This window comes from Nocardioides ferulae, from assembly GCF_003660455.1.
Classification (GTDB): Bacteria; Actinomycetota; Actinomycetes; order Propionibacteriales; family Nocardioidaceae; genus Nocardioides; species Nocardioides ferulae.
The window spans coordinates 60,466-74,107 of the sequence record NZ_QZVR01000008.1 but is presented as its reverse complement, the minus strand read 5'-3'; the positions used below and the strand labels follow the sequence as shown (position 1 = coordinate 74,107).

Here is a 13,642-nt window from a genome sequence, read left to right as displayed (position 1 = left end):
GGGTACCCGAAGTGGGGCGGGACTAGTCGTCGACCAGGCCCAGGCTGAGGTACGCCGCCGCCCAGGTGCCGCTGGCCAGCAGCGAGGCGTAGCGCGCGATCTCGCACGGATCGGCGCTGGGCGAGGCACTGGTCACGGTCTGCACCCGCACGCCGCGCTCGGCCGCCGCGGTCAGCAGCCGGCCGCGCTGCTCGCGCAGCACCGCGTCGTCCGCCCCGTCGTCGAGCATCACCAGCATCGGCCGCACCTCGGCAGGCGCCTCGGCGAAGGGGTCGTCGAAGACGTCGCGGGGACGCGCGGCCCGGATCACCGGGAGCAGGTGCTCGGCGTCGCCGGCCAGCGCGGTCCGCCCGCTCGACTGGCGCACCGCCTCCGCGACCCGCCGGGCCGCCCGGGCCGCGAGCACCGAGCCGCCCCACACCAGGGGGTTGGCGTCGGCCAGCGCGATCGCCAACGTCTTCGCCGGGTTGACCGACAGGTCCCGGCCCGGGGAGCAGCTGATCGCCACCTCGTCAAGGGCGTCGGCCACCTCCTCGGCATCGGCCTTGGGGCCCAGGGAGACCCGCTCGAGATAGCCGAGCATGACCACGGCCGTCGCGAGCTGGTCGCGAGTGGTCGTGGGCAGGATCGTGCTCCATCGCCCCGCGGCGTGTTCGGCGACCGTCGAGCCCGGCGGGCAGGCGACCACGACCTGGCAGCCACGGCGTACCGCCTCCGCCACCGCCGAGGCGGTGCCGGCGTCGGCGCCGTCCGGGGCGAGCACCACGACCAGGTCGAGGCTGCCCGCCCACCCGGGCAGGGCCGGTCCCGGCCAGGCCACGAACGGCACCGGGCACCACGGCTCGAGCACCGCACGCAGCAGCCGCGAGTCCGGTCCGGCCGCGATCACCGCACGCGGACGGTCCAGCTCCTGGCTGTGCCGGACCGCCTCGGCCGTCGCCTCCGCCGACGCCGCGGCCTCGCGGCGGACCCGGGCGCCGGCCTCGGCCAGCGTCCGCAGGTGCAGGTCGGCCGCGGCCAGCGCGGTCTCGTCGTCGAGCCGCGACTCGTCGAACCTCATCGCCATGACGTACGCCGTCCTCTTCCCCAGGTGGGCTGTCGCAGGTGGTGCCGGCTCAGGCCGGGGTGCGGGCCTCGTCGACCAGGAGCACCGGGATGCCGTCGCGCACCGGGTAGGCGAGTCCGCACTCCCCCCGGCAGATCAGCTCGGGGGCACCCTCGTCGGTGGCCTCGAGCTCACCGTGGCACTGCGGGCACACGATGATCGCGAGCAGGTCGGGGTCCAGCCCCAGCGGTCCGCTGCCGCCTGCCCGGTCGGCGGGCTGGGGGGTCTGCTCGGTCATCGGGTCCTCCTGATCTGCGCGAGCACCTGGTCGCGCACCCGCTCCATGGTCGCGTCGTCGCGACCCTCGACGTTGAGCCGCAGCAGCGGCTCGGTGTTCGACGGGCGCACGTTGAAGGCCCAGTCGGCGTGGGCGACGGTGAGCCCGTCGAGGTGGTCGACGATGACGCCGTCGCGGCCGCCCCACTCGGCCTCGAGCTCGGCGAGCATGCCCGCCTGGTCCTCGACGGTGGAGTTGATCTCGCCGCTGAGCGGGTAGCGGGCATAGTCGGCGAGCAGCCCCGAGAGCGGCACCTCGGTCTCGGCCAGCGCCGCCAGCGTGTGCAGCGCGGCGAGCATGCCGGAGTCGGCGCGCCAGAAGTCGCGGAAGTAGAAGTGGCCGCTGTGCTCGCCGCCGAAGACCGCGTCGGTCTCGGCCATCGTCGCCTTGATGTAGGAGTGCCCGACCCGGGTGCGCACCGGCGTGCCGCCCAGCTCGGCGACGATCTGCGGCACTGCCCGGCTCGTGATCAGATTGTGGATCACCGTCGAGCCGGGGTGCCGGGCCAGCTCCCGGGCGGCGATCAGGGCGGTCAGCGTCGACGGGGAGACCGCCTCGCCGCGCTCGTCGACCAGGAAGCAGCGGTCCGCGTCGCCGTCGAAGGCCAGGCCCACGTCGGCACCCTCCTCGAGCACCCGGCGCTGGAGGTCGACGAGGTTCGCGGCCTCGATCGGGTTGGCCTCGTGGTTCGGGAAGGAGCCGTCGAGCTCGAAGTACATCGGGACCAGGTCGACGACCTCGGCCAACCGGGCGAAGACGGCGGGTGCGGTGTGGCCGGCCATCCCGTTGCCGGCGTCCACGACGACCCGGAGCCGCCGGCCGGCGACCGGCGCCAGCGACAGCAGGTGCGCGGCGTACGCCTCGAGCACGTCGTGGTGGGTGATCGAGCCCCGCAGCGGAGCCGGGTCGAACCGGCCGGAAGCCACCAGGTCGCGGATCTCGCCGAGCCCCGTCTCCGAACCCACCGGCAGCGCACCGGCCCGGCACAGCTTGATGCCGTTGTACTGGGCGGGGTTGTGGCTGGCGGTGAACATCGCGCCGGGGTGGCCGAGGTGGCCGGAGGCGAAGTAGAGCTGGTCGGTGGAGGCCAGGCCGATCATGACGACGTCGGCGCCGGCCTCGGTGGCACCGTCGGCGAAGGCACCGGCCATTCCCGGGGAGCTGGGGCGCATGTCCTGTCCGACGACGACGGTGTCGGCGCCCAGCACTCGGACGAAGGCCCGGCCGGTCGCGCGGGCCAGCTGCTCGTCGAGCTGGTCGGGCACGGTGCCGCGGACGTCGTAGGCCTTGAAGACGGCCGCGATGTTCGCCGGGTCGAGGGTGTCGGCCATGGCCCGACCCTATCGGTCGCGCCGGACCAGCCGTGCGTCAGTCGCTGGTGAGGATGCGCAGGTGGCCCTTGCGGCCGGTCTCGCGGCCGCCCTGACGCTCCACCTCGTCGACCGGCGCCAACCGCGCCGCGGGAGCCGGCCGGGCCGCCTCGCGGACGGCGTCCGCCAGCGCGAGCAGGTCGTCGTTGCTGGGCCCGGCCGCCGCGGTGTCGCGAGCCAGCCGCAGCACCTCCCAGCCGCGGGGTGCGGAGAGCCGGTCGCTGTGCAGGTCGCAGAGGTCGTAGGCGTGCGGCTCGGCGTAGGTCGCCAGCGGGCCCAGGACCGCGGTCTGATCGGCGTAGACGTAGGTCAACGTGGACACCGCGGCCCGGCCACAGGCAGTGCGCGAACAGCGACGGGCGGGACTCACGCCGGGAACGGTACCTCTCGGGACTCCCCCTCCGGATTAGGCTCGCGGCGTGGACGACGTGGGTGGTACGACGCAGGGCCCGGGCCCGGGGCCGCTGCGGGTCCCCCGGGTCGGGCCGACCGGCCCCCCGGGTGCCCGGCCCGGCCGGCGCGCGCGCGATCGTCGGGGCCGCGGCATGCGCGGGCCCGGCGTCTTCCCCGACCGTCCGGGCAGCCCGGCCCAACGCACCCGCCGGGAGCGCTTCGACGACCTGGTGCTCTCGGTCGTGGAGGAGATCGAGAGCCGCTGGCACGACCGGCTGGGCCTGGTCGAGTACGCCGTCGAGGACGCCCCCCAGGTACCCGACGACTGGGACTCGGTCACGGTCCCCCTCTCGTCCCTGGTGCGGGGAAGCGGGCGCCGCCCCACCAGGCTGGTGGTGTTCCGGAGGCCGATCGAGCACCGCTGCGAGGGCCGCGCCGAGCTCGAGGCGATGGTGCTGACCGTGGTGGTCGAGCAGGTCGCCGAGCTGCTCGGCATCGACGCCGAGCAGGTCGACCCGCGCTACGAACCGGGCAGCTGAGCGGCGGGCCGGCAGGGAGTCAGGGCAGCCCGGGACGCACGTCGGGCACCAGCAACTCCCGTTGCGGCGTGGACAGCGGCAGCACGGTGCTGGAGCCCGCGGCGGCGGCCAGGACCGCGCCGACCACGGTGGTGCCGTGCTGGGTGAGCTCGACCAGCACCGCCCCGCGGGGGAGCTTGATCGACAGGCCGCGGTCCGGCGCGATCTCGACCCGGTCGCCGGCGAGCTTCTCCCCGTCGGCGGAGCGGGCCACATAGCTGACCGCGCCGGTGCTGTCGGCCCCGGCGAGGAGGAGCCGCTTCTCTCCGGCCGGCACCACGAGTGCCGTCGGGTCCTCGAGCGGGGAACCGGGGACGGTGAGCGCGAGGTCGCCGTCGGCCACCGATCGCAGCGTGGCGGTGACCGGGCCCGAGGCCTCCACGCCGAGCCCGAGCACGTCTCCGGCGCCGGTGAGGAGGCCGGCCAGCGCCACCCGGGCGACGCCCTGGGCAGGCACCCGGACCTCCTCGAGACCGTCGGGCGCGAAGACGGAGTCGTCGGTGACGAACCGCACCTGGGCGCGGACCTCGTCGTCGCCGGGGTTGGCGATCGTCAGGGTCCGCTCCCCCGCGCCGTCCGGCACGCCGAGCAGCAGCAGGTCCTCGGCGGGCGTGGTCTGGGCCGGCACCCAGTCGCGGCTGACCCCGCCGCGGCCGAGGGGGTCGTCGCGGCTCTCGACGAACGCCGTGGCCCGTCCGCGCGCCGTGACGACGTGCAGGGCCAGCTCGCCGCGCCGCGGCACCCGCTCGGCCAGGTCGACGCGGAGGGTCTCGCCGCCGGGCACGGTGAGGCCGCGCAGCTCGGGGGCGTCGACGATGCCTCGACCGCTGTGCAGGCTGACGTCGACCACGGCCGCTCCGGCGTCGGGGTTGACCAGCTCGAGGACCGAGGCCCGCCGAGCGGCGGCACCGACCCCGGTGAACCACACGTCGGCGTCCGGGGCGGCACAGCCGGCGGCGGCGAGGGGTGGGGCGACGATCCGGCTCGCGACGAGGCCCGGCGCGGTGGTGTCGGCTCCCGACAGCACCACCGCGTCGTCGCGATCGGTCTCGGCCACGCTGCCGCTGGCGACCGCCAGCGGCTCCGCGCCGCCGACGGTGACCTCGCCACTGACCTCGGGCTCGGTGGAGGCGACGCCCACCTGGGTGGTGCGCTCGGTGGCCGAGGGACAGACCAGCGTCGAGGTGGTGAGGGCGCTGCGCTCGGGCGGCCGGGGCGTGGCGCCGGGGGGCGCGGCGGTGACCAGCGACGCGATGCCCAGGGTCGCGACCGGGAGCAGCACGCCCAGCACCACGGTCAGGTCCGGGCGTCGTGCGCCGCCGGTGGCGCGACGTGCGCTGCGCCGACCCGGGGAGGCAGGCTGCGACGAAGGCGGGAGGGAGGTCACCGTCGTCTCCGTTCGGTGGTGGGGGCGCAGAGCACCAGCGCGGCGAGCAGGGCCACCAGCTGAACCGCCAGCAGCACCAGCCGCAACCAGTCGCGCGGCCCGTCGAGGGCCTCGTCGGACAGCGGCCGCTCGAGGCGCCAGGCCCGGTCCGCGCGGTCCTCGGTGCTCGCCTGTGCCAGCCCGGTGGTGGCGTCGAGCGAGGCGGCGACCCGGGGCTCGGCCGGAGCCGGCAGCAGGATGTGCTCGACGCCGTGGTCGGCCAGCAAACGAACCAGCGCCGGCGAGGGGCGCGACACCAGGGAGCGGACGTCGGCGGTGAACCCGGCGTCCTCGTCGGTGAGCGCGAGGACCTCGTCCTCGGCGAGCGTCAGCCCGTCACCGCGCCGCACCGTGTAGTCGAGCCCCTCCTCGACGCTGCCCCGCAGCACGAGGATGCCGTGCGCGTCGCCCTGCAGCGCGCTCTGCGCCATGTAGGCCGGGATGTCGGTGTCGCCCTCGTCGACGAGCCGGCCGTGGTCGCCGGCGAGGAACCAGCCGAGCCCGGCCAGCGGCGTGATCGCTGCGCCGGTGACGAGCGCACCGAGCACCCACCGGCGCCAGGCCGTCCGGCCGGGCAGCGCCGCGAGCGCCCCCTGGGCGCCGGCCACCGTCGCCACGATGAAGGTGCCGTGCAGCACCACCACGAGGAAGCCCAGCCCGGGCGGGGTGCTGGTGGCCCGCAGCTCCCAGCCGACCAGGGCGAGACCGGCTGCGGTGCCGCTCACGACCAGCGCGACCACCCAGCACACCAGCACCGGCACCCGGGTCGCTCGAGGCAGCAGGGCCAGCACGGCCAGCAGCGCCGGGATCGCGCCGACCCAGGCCGGCGCGCCCAGCCCCGCGAGCCGGCCGGTGAGCAGGGAGAGCCCGTCGAGCTCCGGGGAGGGCAGCGTGCCAGGCTCGAGCAGCAGACCCTCGCCGGCGCCGTGCAGGAGCGCGGGCAGCCACCAGGGCGCCAGCAGCAGCGGAACGACCGCGACCGCCAGTGCAGGCGGGGCCCAGACGGATCGATCCGGCGCGGATCCCCGCAGGATCACCAGGGCCGCGGTGACCACGACACCGGCCAGCAGGGCGCACAGCAGCCAGGCGACCGGCGAGAACGCGGTGGTGAGGGCGAGCAGCAGTCCGCTGCGCCAGGCCGCCCTCCAGCGCCGGTCCGGCTCGGGGTCGGCGAAGCCGAGCGCCGCATGGGCCAGCCAGGGCAGCACCGCCGCCGTCACCACCGGGCCGAGCCGGCCGTCGCTCCACGCACCTGCGGCGACGGGGACCAGGGCGTAGGCGGTGGCTCCCCAGAGCAGCAGCCACCGGGGGGCACCGCGGAGAGAGACCAGCCGGCCGACCACCCGCAGGAACCGCCAGCCTCCCCACAGCGCCACCGGTGCGGCCAGCACCAGAACGGCGCTCACCGCGTGCTCGGGCCCTCCCAGGAGGCTGGCCAGCAGCGCGAGGGGCAGCAGGTACGCCGGCGCGGGGACGTCGGTGCCCTGGCCCAGCGGGTGCCAGGACTCCAGGTAGAGCCGCCACCAGTCACCCGTTGCCGGTGGGGCCGGCGAGAGGCCGCCCCCCGCGACCGAGCCGAACGCCTCGCGGGCACCGACCACCAGCGCGACGACCACCAGCGCGAGCAGCACCGCGACCGGGTTGGTCAGGAAGCGGGCGACGAGGCCGGAGTCGACCTCCGGCGCCTCGTCGTCCTCGGCAGCGGCCAGCCGTTGAGCCGCGAAGGAGGAGGGGTCGCGTTCGGCCGCGGCGGCCCGGCGGCGCTCGGCGACGTCGGCCGCCTGGTCGGTCACCGCGGAGACCAGGTCGCCGACGAAGTCCAGGCCGTGCCGGTAGGGAACCCAGGCCGGAGCGAGGAGCGGCCGCAGCTGCTCGGGGGGCACCCGCCGCAGGGGGGCGCGGGCCCGGCGCGCCGCGCGGACCTCGCCGGGCCGGGAGTAGACGGAGACGAGGGCGGCCAGGTCGTCGAGCGCCTCGCCGACCGACCGGACGAGCAGGAATCCGAGCATCCGCAGCAGCGTGCCGAGCGCCAGCCGGACCGTCTGGAACGGCAGTGCCCTGCCCCTGGAGTTGACCAGCAGCGTCCACAGGGCCGCGCGGCGCTCGTGGTAGTGCGTGTGCCGCCCGGTCAGCGGGGTGCGCCGGACGCCTCGGTGCGCGGCCTCGGCGTGGAAGACCACCGCCTGGGGCACCACGATCGCGCGGTGTCCGGCCGCGGCCGCGCGCCAGCCGAAGTCGAGGTCGTTGCCGAACATCGGCAGTCGTGGGTCGAGCCCCCCGAGCTCGTCGAGCACGCTCCGGCGGACCAGCATGCCGGCGGTGTTGACGGCGAGCACGGTGCGGACCTCGTCGTGCTGGCCCTGGTCGTACTCGCCTCGTTCGAGGCCGGTCTCGCGCCGACCGGTGCCGGAGATGGTCACGCCGAGCTCGAGGAGCCTGCGCAGCGAGGGCCACTCGCGCAGCTTGGGGCCCAGCACGTCGGCGTCGGGGTGCTGGGCGGCGGCGGCGAGCAACTCCTCGAGAGCCGCGGGGTCGGGGTTGGCGTCGTCGTGCAGCAGCCACACCCACTCGCAGGGCTCGCCCGGCGTTTGGTCGAGCGCCTCCAGCGCGAGCTCCAGCGCCGCCGGGAAGGACGTGGCGGAGGGGACGCGGAGCAGCTCGGCGGTCGCCGGCTCGAGGCCGGACGCTCGCCACGACTCCAGCGCGGCCTCGACCAGCTCGGCGCTGCCGTCCTTGCTGCCGGTGTCGACCGCGACGATGCGGGCCGGGCGCGCCCGCTGGCCGGACAGTCCGTCGAGGACCGCCGGCAGCCACCGGGCGCCGTCGTGGCTCACGAGGACCGCGGCGACGGAGGCGGTGGGAGCGGACACGTTGCGGAACCCTAGCCCGGAGCAGGGCACGGCTCCGAACCGCGGCGAAGCGCCGCGCGAGGGGTCGATCGTTCCGCGACACGCCGCGAAACCGCGTGAACCAGTGACCCCTCGCCGTACAGACGCGTGTGCCCCGTCACCGACCGGTGACGGGGCACAGCGCGACGTGTCTCGGTGCGCGAGCGCGCAGGGCTCAGACGGCCCGCTTCTTCAGCTTGCGACGCTCCCGCTCGGAGAGGCCACCCCAGATGCCGAATCGCTCGTCGTTCATCAGCGCGGCCTCCAGACACTCGGTCCGGACCTCGCAGGTGAGGCAGACCTTCTTGGCCTCCCTTGTCGACCCTCCCTTTTCCGGGAAGAACGCCTCCGGATCGGTCTGAGCGCACAGCGCGCGCTCCTGCCAACCCGGGTCTTCGGCGCTCCCGTCGAGGAGAAAGAGTTCTCTCACGGCACCCGCCCTTTCGACCCGACCCCGCGGGCGGTCGCCCCCGTGGGCCCTTTCTGCTCCGCCGGGCCACTCCCTCGGAACCGGCGAAGAACACTGTGGGAATTACATGCCTGTCGTACACGCCAAGTCAAGCCCGGATCTGGTATGGCCTCCTCGGACCACCCAGGTGGACTACCCGGCGGGTACGAGAAGGTGGTGCCATGCGCAACATCACCGTGCTCTCCGGAGGCATGGGCGGAGCCCGCTTCCTGCAGGGCCTGCTGCACGGCCTCCGCCGGGGCGACCTGCCGGGAGTGGCCCCCGATGCCGAGGTCACCGTCGTCGCCAACACCGCCGACGACTGGTGGGTGCACGGCCTGAAGGTCTGCCCCGATCTCGACACCGTCATGTACACGCTCGGCGCGGGCATCGACCGCGAGCGGGGCTGGGGACGGCGCGAGGAGACCTGGAGCATCCGCGAGGAGCTCACGGCGTACGGCGTGGAGCCGACCTGGTTCGGGCTCGGCGACCGCGACGTGGCCACGCACCTGGTCCGCACGCAGATGCTGGACGCCGGCTACTCGCTCTCCCAGGTGACCGGCGCGCTGTGCCGGCGCTGGCAGCCGGGCGTCACCCTGCTGCCGATGACCGACGACCGCGTCGAGACCCACGTCGCCATCGCCGACCCCGACTCGCCCAGCGGGCGCCGGGTGGTGCACTTCCAGGAGTACTGGGTGCGGCTGCGGGCCGAGGTCCCGGCCGAGGCGGTGGTCGTGGTCGGGCTCGACGACTCCTCCCCCGCCCCCGGCGTGGTCGAGGCCATCGCCGAGGCCGACCTGGTGCTGCTGCCGCCCTCGAACCCGGTCGTCTCGATCGGCACGATCCTGGGGGTCCCGGGCTTGCGGGAGGCGCTGGCGGACACGGCGGCCCCGGTGGTCGGCATCTCGCCGATCGTCGGCGGCGCCCACGTGCGCGGCATGGCCGAGCAGATGCTGAGCGCGATCGGAGTCGAGGTGACCGCGGGCGCGGTCGGCCGCCACTACGGGGCGCGCGCCGACGGCGGGGTCCTCGACGGCTGGCTCATCGACGAGCGGGACGCCGACCAGCTGGCGCAGCTGACCGCGGCCGGTCTGCGCGCCGGCGCGGTGCCGCTGATGATGACCGACGACGACGCGACCGCCGCGATGGCCCGCGCCGCGGTCGAGCTGGTGGCCGGGTGAGCGACGAGCGGGCCGGGGGCCGCCTGGAGGTCTTCGCACCCGACGGGGTGCCCGAGGTGCGCGCCGGCGACGACCTGGCCGCGCTGGTCGGCCCCCTCGTCGACCTGCTCGACGGCGACGTGGTGGTGGTGACCAGCAAGGTGGTCAGCAAGGCCGAAGGACGCGTCCGGCCGGGCACCCGCGACGAGGCGCTGCCCGCAGAGACCGTGCGGGTCGTGGCCCGGCGCGGTGCGACCACGATCGTGCGGAACCGGCTCGGGCTGACCATGGCGGCCGCCGGCATCGACGCCTCGAACGTGGCGTCGGGGCACGTGGTGCTGCTCCCGGAGGACCCGGACCGCTCCGCCCGGCGGCTGCGCGCCGCCCTCCTCGGGCGCACCGGCCGCAACGTGGGGGTCGTCGTCACCGACACCGCCGGCCGGGCCTGGCGGGAGGGTCAGACCGACATCGCCGTCGGTGCCGCCGGGCTGGTGGTGCTCGAGGACTTCGCCGGACGACGTGACCGGCACGGCAACGAGCTCGCGGTCACCGCGCCCGCGGTCGCCGACGAGATCGCGGGCCTGGCCGAGCTCGCCACCGGCAAGCTCGGCGCCCGCCCGTTCGCCGTCGTCCGGGGCCGCGAGGACCTGGTCCTCCCGGCCGGCGAGGACGGCCCCGGGGCCGCGGCACTCGTCCGTCGCGAGGGTGGCGACCTCTTCGGTTACGGCGCCCGCGAGGCGGTCGTGCGGGCGCTTCGCGGGGACCCGGTCGACCGGCCGCCGTTCGGCGCCCCCGCGACCGCGGGCGAGATGGCGGCCGCCGTGACGGCCGTCCTGGGAGCCGCCCCGGTCAGCGTCGACGCGGACTCGCCGACGGAGGCCCTGCTGGCACCGACCGCCGCCCATCCGCGGCTCCTGGCGGCTCTGGCCTTCGCCCACGGCTGGGCCCCGGATTCGGCCGACCCGCACTTGTTGCGACCGGCAACTCCGTAGACTCGCCCGACATAACCCCCTCGCCGGAGCGGTCGCACCCGCCCCGGCGCTCCTTCACGCCCGACCCTGACACCCCCGAGGAACGCCGAGCCGTGGCCAAGAACCCCCCGAAGACCGACCGCCAGGCCGTCATCGACGACCTTCGCAAGAAGCAGAAGAGCGCCGAGCGGCGCCGCGGCTTCATGATCGTCGGGGTCTGCTCGGCCATCGCGCTGCTCATCGTCGGTGCGGCCCTGATCCAGCCGATCAAGAACTACCTCGACGAGAAGGAGTTCGAGGGGCTCGCCGTGGAGGACATCGGCGCCCCCGCGTCGGCCTGCCAGCCCATCGAGACCAAGCCGGCCGACGGCGAGCAGGACCACGTCCCGCCGGGCACCCCGATCCTCTACGAGGACGCCCCGCCCGCGTTCGGGCAGCACTACGACATGCCCGACACGATGGAGCGCAAGTTCTACCGCGGCACCGACCGGCCGCCGCTGGGCACCCTGGTGCACAACCTCGAGCACGGCTACACGGTCATGTGGTACGACGAGACCGCCGCCGAGGACGAGGCCGTCATGGAGCAGATCGAGGCGATCGCCGACAACTTCGAGGGCACCTCGAACATGCGGCTGAAGTTCAAGGCAGTGCCGTGGACCGAGGCCGACGGCGGCGCGTTCCCGGAGGGTCAGCACATCGCGCTCACGCACTGGTCGGTCGGCGGCGCCGAGAACGCCGGGCAGGGCGAGCACGTCGGTGTCTGGCAGTACTGCTCCGAGCCCAGCGGCGCGGCGCTCAAGGAGTTCATGGACACCTACGACTACATGGACTCCCCCGAGCCCAACGCCATGTGACGGCGGCTCCGCCGCCCGCAGCTCCGCTGCGGAAAGACCAGGAGCTCGCTTCGCTCGCCGCCCTTTCGTTGCGCACAACCAGGCTCGCTCCGCTCGCGGTTGTGCGCGCTGCCGCAGGCTCGCTGGCGCTCGCCGCGCCAGCACGTCTCGTGGTGATGGGTCGCTGGGGGGTGGGGGAACGCTGACCCGTCACTGATTCCCGTGTCTCTGCGGCGTGTCGCGGAACGATCGACGGCTCGGCGTCAGGTCAGGTCGGCGTGGCCGCCGTCCTTGAGGGCGGTGACGATCTGCTTGACCTCCTGGGCCCGGGCCCGGGTGGTGACCAGGAGCGCGTCGGGGGTGTCGACGACGACGACGTCGTCGAGGCCGACGACCGCGATCATCCGCCCCGACTGCGGCACCACGAGACCGGTGCTGTCGACCGGGCGCACCAGGGCGTCGTCGCCGAGCACCCGCGGTCCGGCCACCACCGGGTCGTGCCCGGACGCATCGCCGAGGGCGTGCAGCAGGGCGGCCAGCGAGTCGAAGTCCCCGATGTCCTCCCACCCGAACGTCGAGGGCACCGTGACCACCCGGCCGGCGTCCGCGGCCGGCTCCGCGACCGCGTGGTCGAGCGCGATCTTGGGCAGCGCCGGCCACAGCTCGTCGAGCCGGTCGGGCTCGGCGGCGATGACGCGCAGGGTGGCCGCGAACTCGGGATGCCAGGTGGCCAGCAGGTCCAGCAGGACGCCGGGCCGGACCACGAACATGCCGGCGTTCCAGCGGTACTGGCCGGTGGCGAGGTACTCCTCGGCGACCGCGACCGACGGCTTCTCGACGAACCGCTGCACCGCAGCGACGCCGGGGTGCCCGGGCAGCGCCGCGCCGAGCTGCAGGTAGCCGAACGCCGAGGAGGGGAACGTCGGCGTGATGCCGAGCGTGACCAGCCATCCCTCACGGGCGACCGTCACCGCCGTGCGCACGCAGGCGCGGAACTCCTCGGACTCGGTGATCACGTGGTCTGCGGCGAACGACCCCATCACCGCATCCGGCTGCGTCCGCTCCAGCACCGCCGCGGCCAGCCCGATCGCGGCCATCGAGTCACGCGCCGACGGCTCCGCGAGCACCGAGCTCTCATCGAGGTCGGCGAGCTGCTCCAGCACCGGCTCGCGGTGCGCGCGCCCGGTGACTACCAGGAACCGCCCGTCGGTCAGCGGCGCCAGCCGGTCGTGCGTCTCCTGCAGCAGCGACCGGCCGCTGCCGGTCAGGTCGCGCAGGAACTTCGGGTACGCCGAGCGGGACAGCGGCCACAGCCGGGTGCCGGCGCCGCCGGCCGGGATGACTGCCCAGAAGTCGTCGATCGGGCCGGATGGCTGGCTCATGCGCCGCAGCCTAGTGTCCGCCGGGCGATAGCGGCCCGGACCCTAGGCTGACTACGTGCACCCCACCCCGACGACGTTCCCCGACCTGTTGACCGCGCTGCTGCGCAGCGATGCGGGCCGCCCGCTGGTCACCTTCTACGACCACGCCACCGACGAGCGCGTCGAGCTCTCGGTGACGACCTACGCCAACTGGGTGGCCAAGGCCGCGTCCCTGCTGGCCGAGGAGCACGGGCTCGAGCGGGGCGACCGGCTCCGGATCGACCTGCCGCCGCACTGGCTGGGGGCGGTCTTCCTCGGCGCGGCCTGGCAGGTCGGGCTGGCCCTCACCTGGGCCGACGACGCCGACGCGGTGGTGTGCGGCCCGGACGCCCTCGCGCAGTGGAGCACGAACGCCGCGAGGCTGCCGGTGCTGGCCTGCTCGCTGAGGCCGCTCGGCGTCCGCTTCGCCGCCCCGCTCCCGGCCGGGGTGCACGACGTGGGCCTGGAGGTGTGGTCGCAGCCCGACTCGTTCATCCCATGGGATCCGCCGCAGCCCGACGACGTCGCGGTGGAGCTGCCCGAGGGCGCGCTCTCCCAGGAGGAGCTGTGGAGGACGGCCGCCGCCGGGAGTGCTCTCACCGACGGCGGCCGCCTCCTCTCGGAGGCGAACCCGGCTTCCCCACCGGGTCTGGCCTCCTTCACCGAGCCGCTCGCACGCGGCGGCTCGCTGGTCCTGGTGCGTCACGCCGAACGGGAGCGACTGGAGGCGACGTATGCCTCCGAGCGCGCGACCGCCCGCTTCCCCGCGTGAGACCCAGAACCGTCCTGCACG

The 13,642-nt window shown here is 75.0% G+C and carries 13 protein-coding genes; 5 read left to right on the top strand and 8 right to left on the bottom strand.

The window, feature by feature from the left end; genetic code table 11:
• Nucleotides 1–22: 22 nt before the first annotated feature.
• From D6B71_RS11760 to D6B71_RS11745, 4 genes are read right to left on the bottom strand one after another with little or no spacing between them, the layout of a single operon-like run.
• Nucleotides 23–1,066 (bottom strand): SIS domain-containing protein, encoded by a 1,044-nt coding sequence (locus tag D6B71_RS11760; protein WP_121255243.1) that lies wholly within the window; start codon nt 1,064–1,066, stop codon nt 23–25.
• Nucleotides 1,067–1,115: 49 nt separating this feature from the next.
• Nucleotides 1,116–1,343, bottom strand: coding sequence for a Trm112 family protein (locus tag D6B71_RS11755; protein ID WP_240641345.1), 228 nt, complete (start codon nt 1,341–1,343; stop codon nt 1,116–1,118).
• Nucleotides 1,340–2,713, bottom strand: a complete 1,374-nt coding sequence (locus tag D6B71_RS11750) for a phosphomannomutase/phosphoglucomutase (RefSeq protein WP_121255241.1) — start codon at nt 2,711–2,713, stop codon at nt 1,340–1,342. The genes D6B71_RS11755 and D6B71_RS11750 overlap by 4 nt, the downstream gene beginning before the upstream one ends.
• Before the next feature lie 37 nt (nt 2,714–2,750).
• Nucleotides 2,751–3,122 (bottom strand): DUF3499 domain-containing protein, encoded by a 372-nt coding sequence (locus D6B71_RS11745; RefSeq protein ID WP_121255239.1) that lies wholly within the window; start codon nt 3,120–3,122, stop codon nt 2,751–2,753.
• A 175-nt stretch (nt 3,123–3,297) separates the two neighbouring features.
• Between D6B71_RS11745 and D6B71_RS11740 the strand changes: the two genes are divergently transcribed.
• Nucleotides 3,298–3,684 (top strand): metallopeptidase family protein, encoded by a 387-nt coding sequence (locus D6B71_RS11740; protein WP_121255237.1) that lies wholly within the window; start codon nt 3,298–3,300, stop codon nt 3,682–3,684.
• Nucleotides 3,685–3,703: 19 nt separating this feature from the next.
• Here D6B71_RS11740 and D6B71_RS11735 read toward each other — a convergent pair whose 3' ends face one another.
• The 3 genes from D6B71_RS11735 to D6B71_RS11725 all read right to left on the bottom strand — a co-directional run bounded on the left by D6B71_RS11735 (nt 3,704) and on the right by D6B71_RS11725 (nt 8,467).
• The gene (locus D6B71_RS11735) at nt 3,704–5,110 is read right to left on the bottom strand and encodes a DUF5719 family protein (protein ID WP_126688252.1); all 1,407 of its coding nucleotides are present in this window, start codon (nt 5,108–5,110) and stop codon (nt 3,704–3,706) included.
• Nucleotides 5,107–8,019 carry a glycosyltransferase family 2 protein gene (locus D6B71_RS11730; RefSeq protein ID WP_126688251.1) on the bottom strand — a complete coding sequence of 971 codons (2,913 nt, stop codon included), beginning with the start codon at nt 8,017–8,019 and terminating at the stop codon, nt 5,107–5,109. Before D6B71_RS11730 ends, D6B71_RS11735 begins: the two co-directional genes overlap by 4 nt.
• A 193-nt stretch (nt 8,020–8,212) precedes the next feature.
• The gene (locus D6B71_RS11725; protein WP_121255231.1) at nt 8,213–8,467 is read right to left on the bottom strand and encodes a WhiB family transcriptional regulator; all 255 of its coding nucleotides are present in this window, start codon (nt 8,465–8,467) and stop codon (nt 8,213–8,215) included.
• 200 nt (nt 8,468–8,667) lie between these two features.
• Here D6B71_RS11725 and cofD point away from each other — a divergent pair, with 200 nt between their 5' ends.
• The 3 genes from cofD (at nt 8,668) to D6B71_RS11710 (ending at nt 11,470) form a co-directional block, all read left to right on the top strand.
• Nucleotides 8,668–9,666 (top strand): 2-phospho-L-lactate transferase, encoded by a 999-nt coding sequence (cofD, locus tag D6B71_RS11720; RefSeq protein WP_121255229.1) that lies wholly within the window; start codon nt 8,668–8,670, stop codon nt 9,664–9,666.
• Nucleotides 9,663–10,637, top strand: a complete 975-nt coding sequence (locus D6B71_RS11715; protein WP_206051702.1) for a coenzyme F420-0:L-glutamate ligase — start codon at nt 9,663–9,665, stop codon at nt 10,635–10,637. The genes cofD and D6B71_RS11715 overlap by 4 nt, the downstream gene beginning before the upstream one ends.
• 92 nt (nt 10,638–10,729) lie before the next feature.
• A complete protein-coding gene (locus D6B71_RS11710; protein ID WP_121255227.1) occupies nt 10,730–11,470 on the top strand; it encodes a DUF3105 domain-containing protein in 741 nt (246 codons plus the stop codon).
• A gap of 242 nt (nt 11,471–11,712) precedes the next feature.
• On the opposite strand, the gene D6B71_RS11705 is transcribed toward D6B71_RS11710, so the two are convergent.
• Entirely contained in the window at nt 11,713–12,831 is a 1,119-nt protein-coding gene (locus tag D6B71_RS11705; protein ID WP_121255225.1) for a mannose-1-phosphate guanylyltransferase, read from the bottom strand.
• A 55-nt stretch (nt 12,832–12,886) separates the two neighbouring features.
• Here D6B71_RS11705 and D6B71_RS11700 point away from each other — a divergent pair, with 55 nt between their 5' ends.
• Nucleotides 12,887–13,621: a TIGR03089 family protein gene (locus D6B71_RS11700; protein WP_121255223.1), complete on the top strand. Its 735-nt coding sequence runs from the start codon at nt 12,887–12,889 to the stop codon at nt 13,619–13,621.
• Nucleotides 13,622–13,642: the final 21 nt, after the last annotated feature.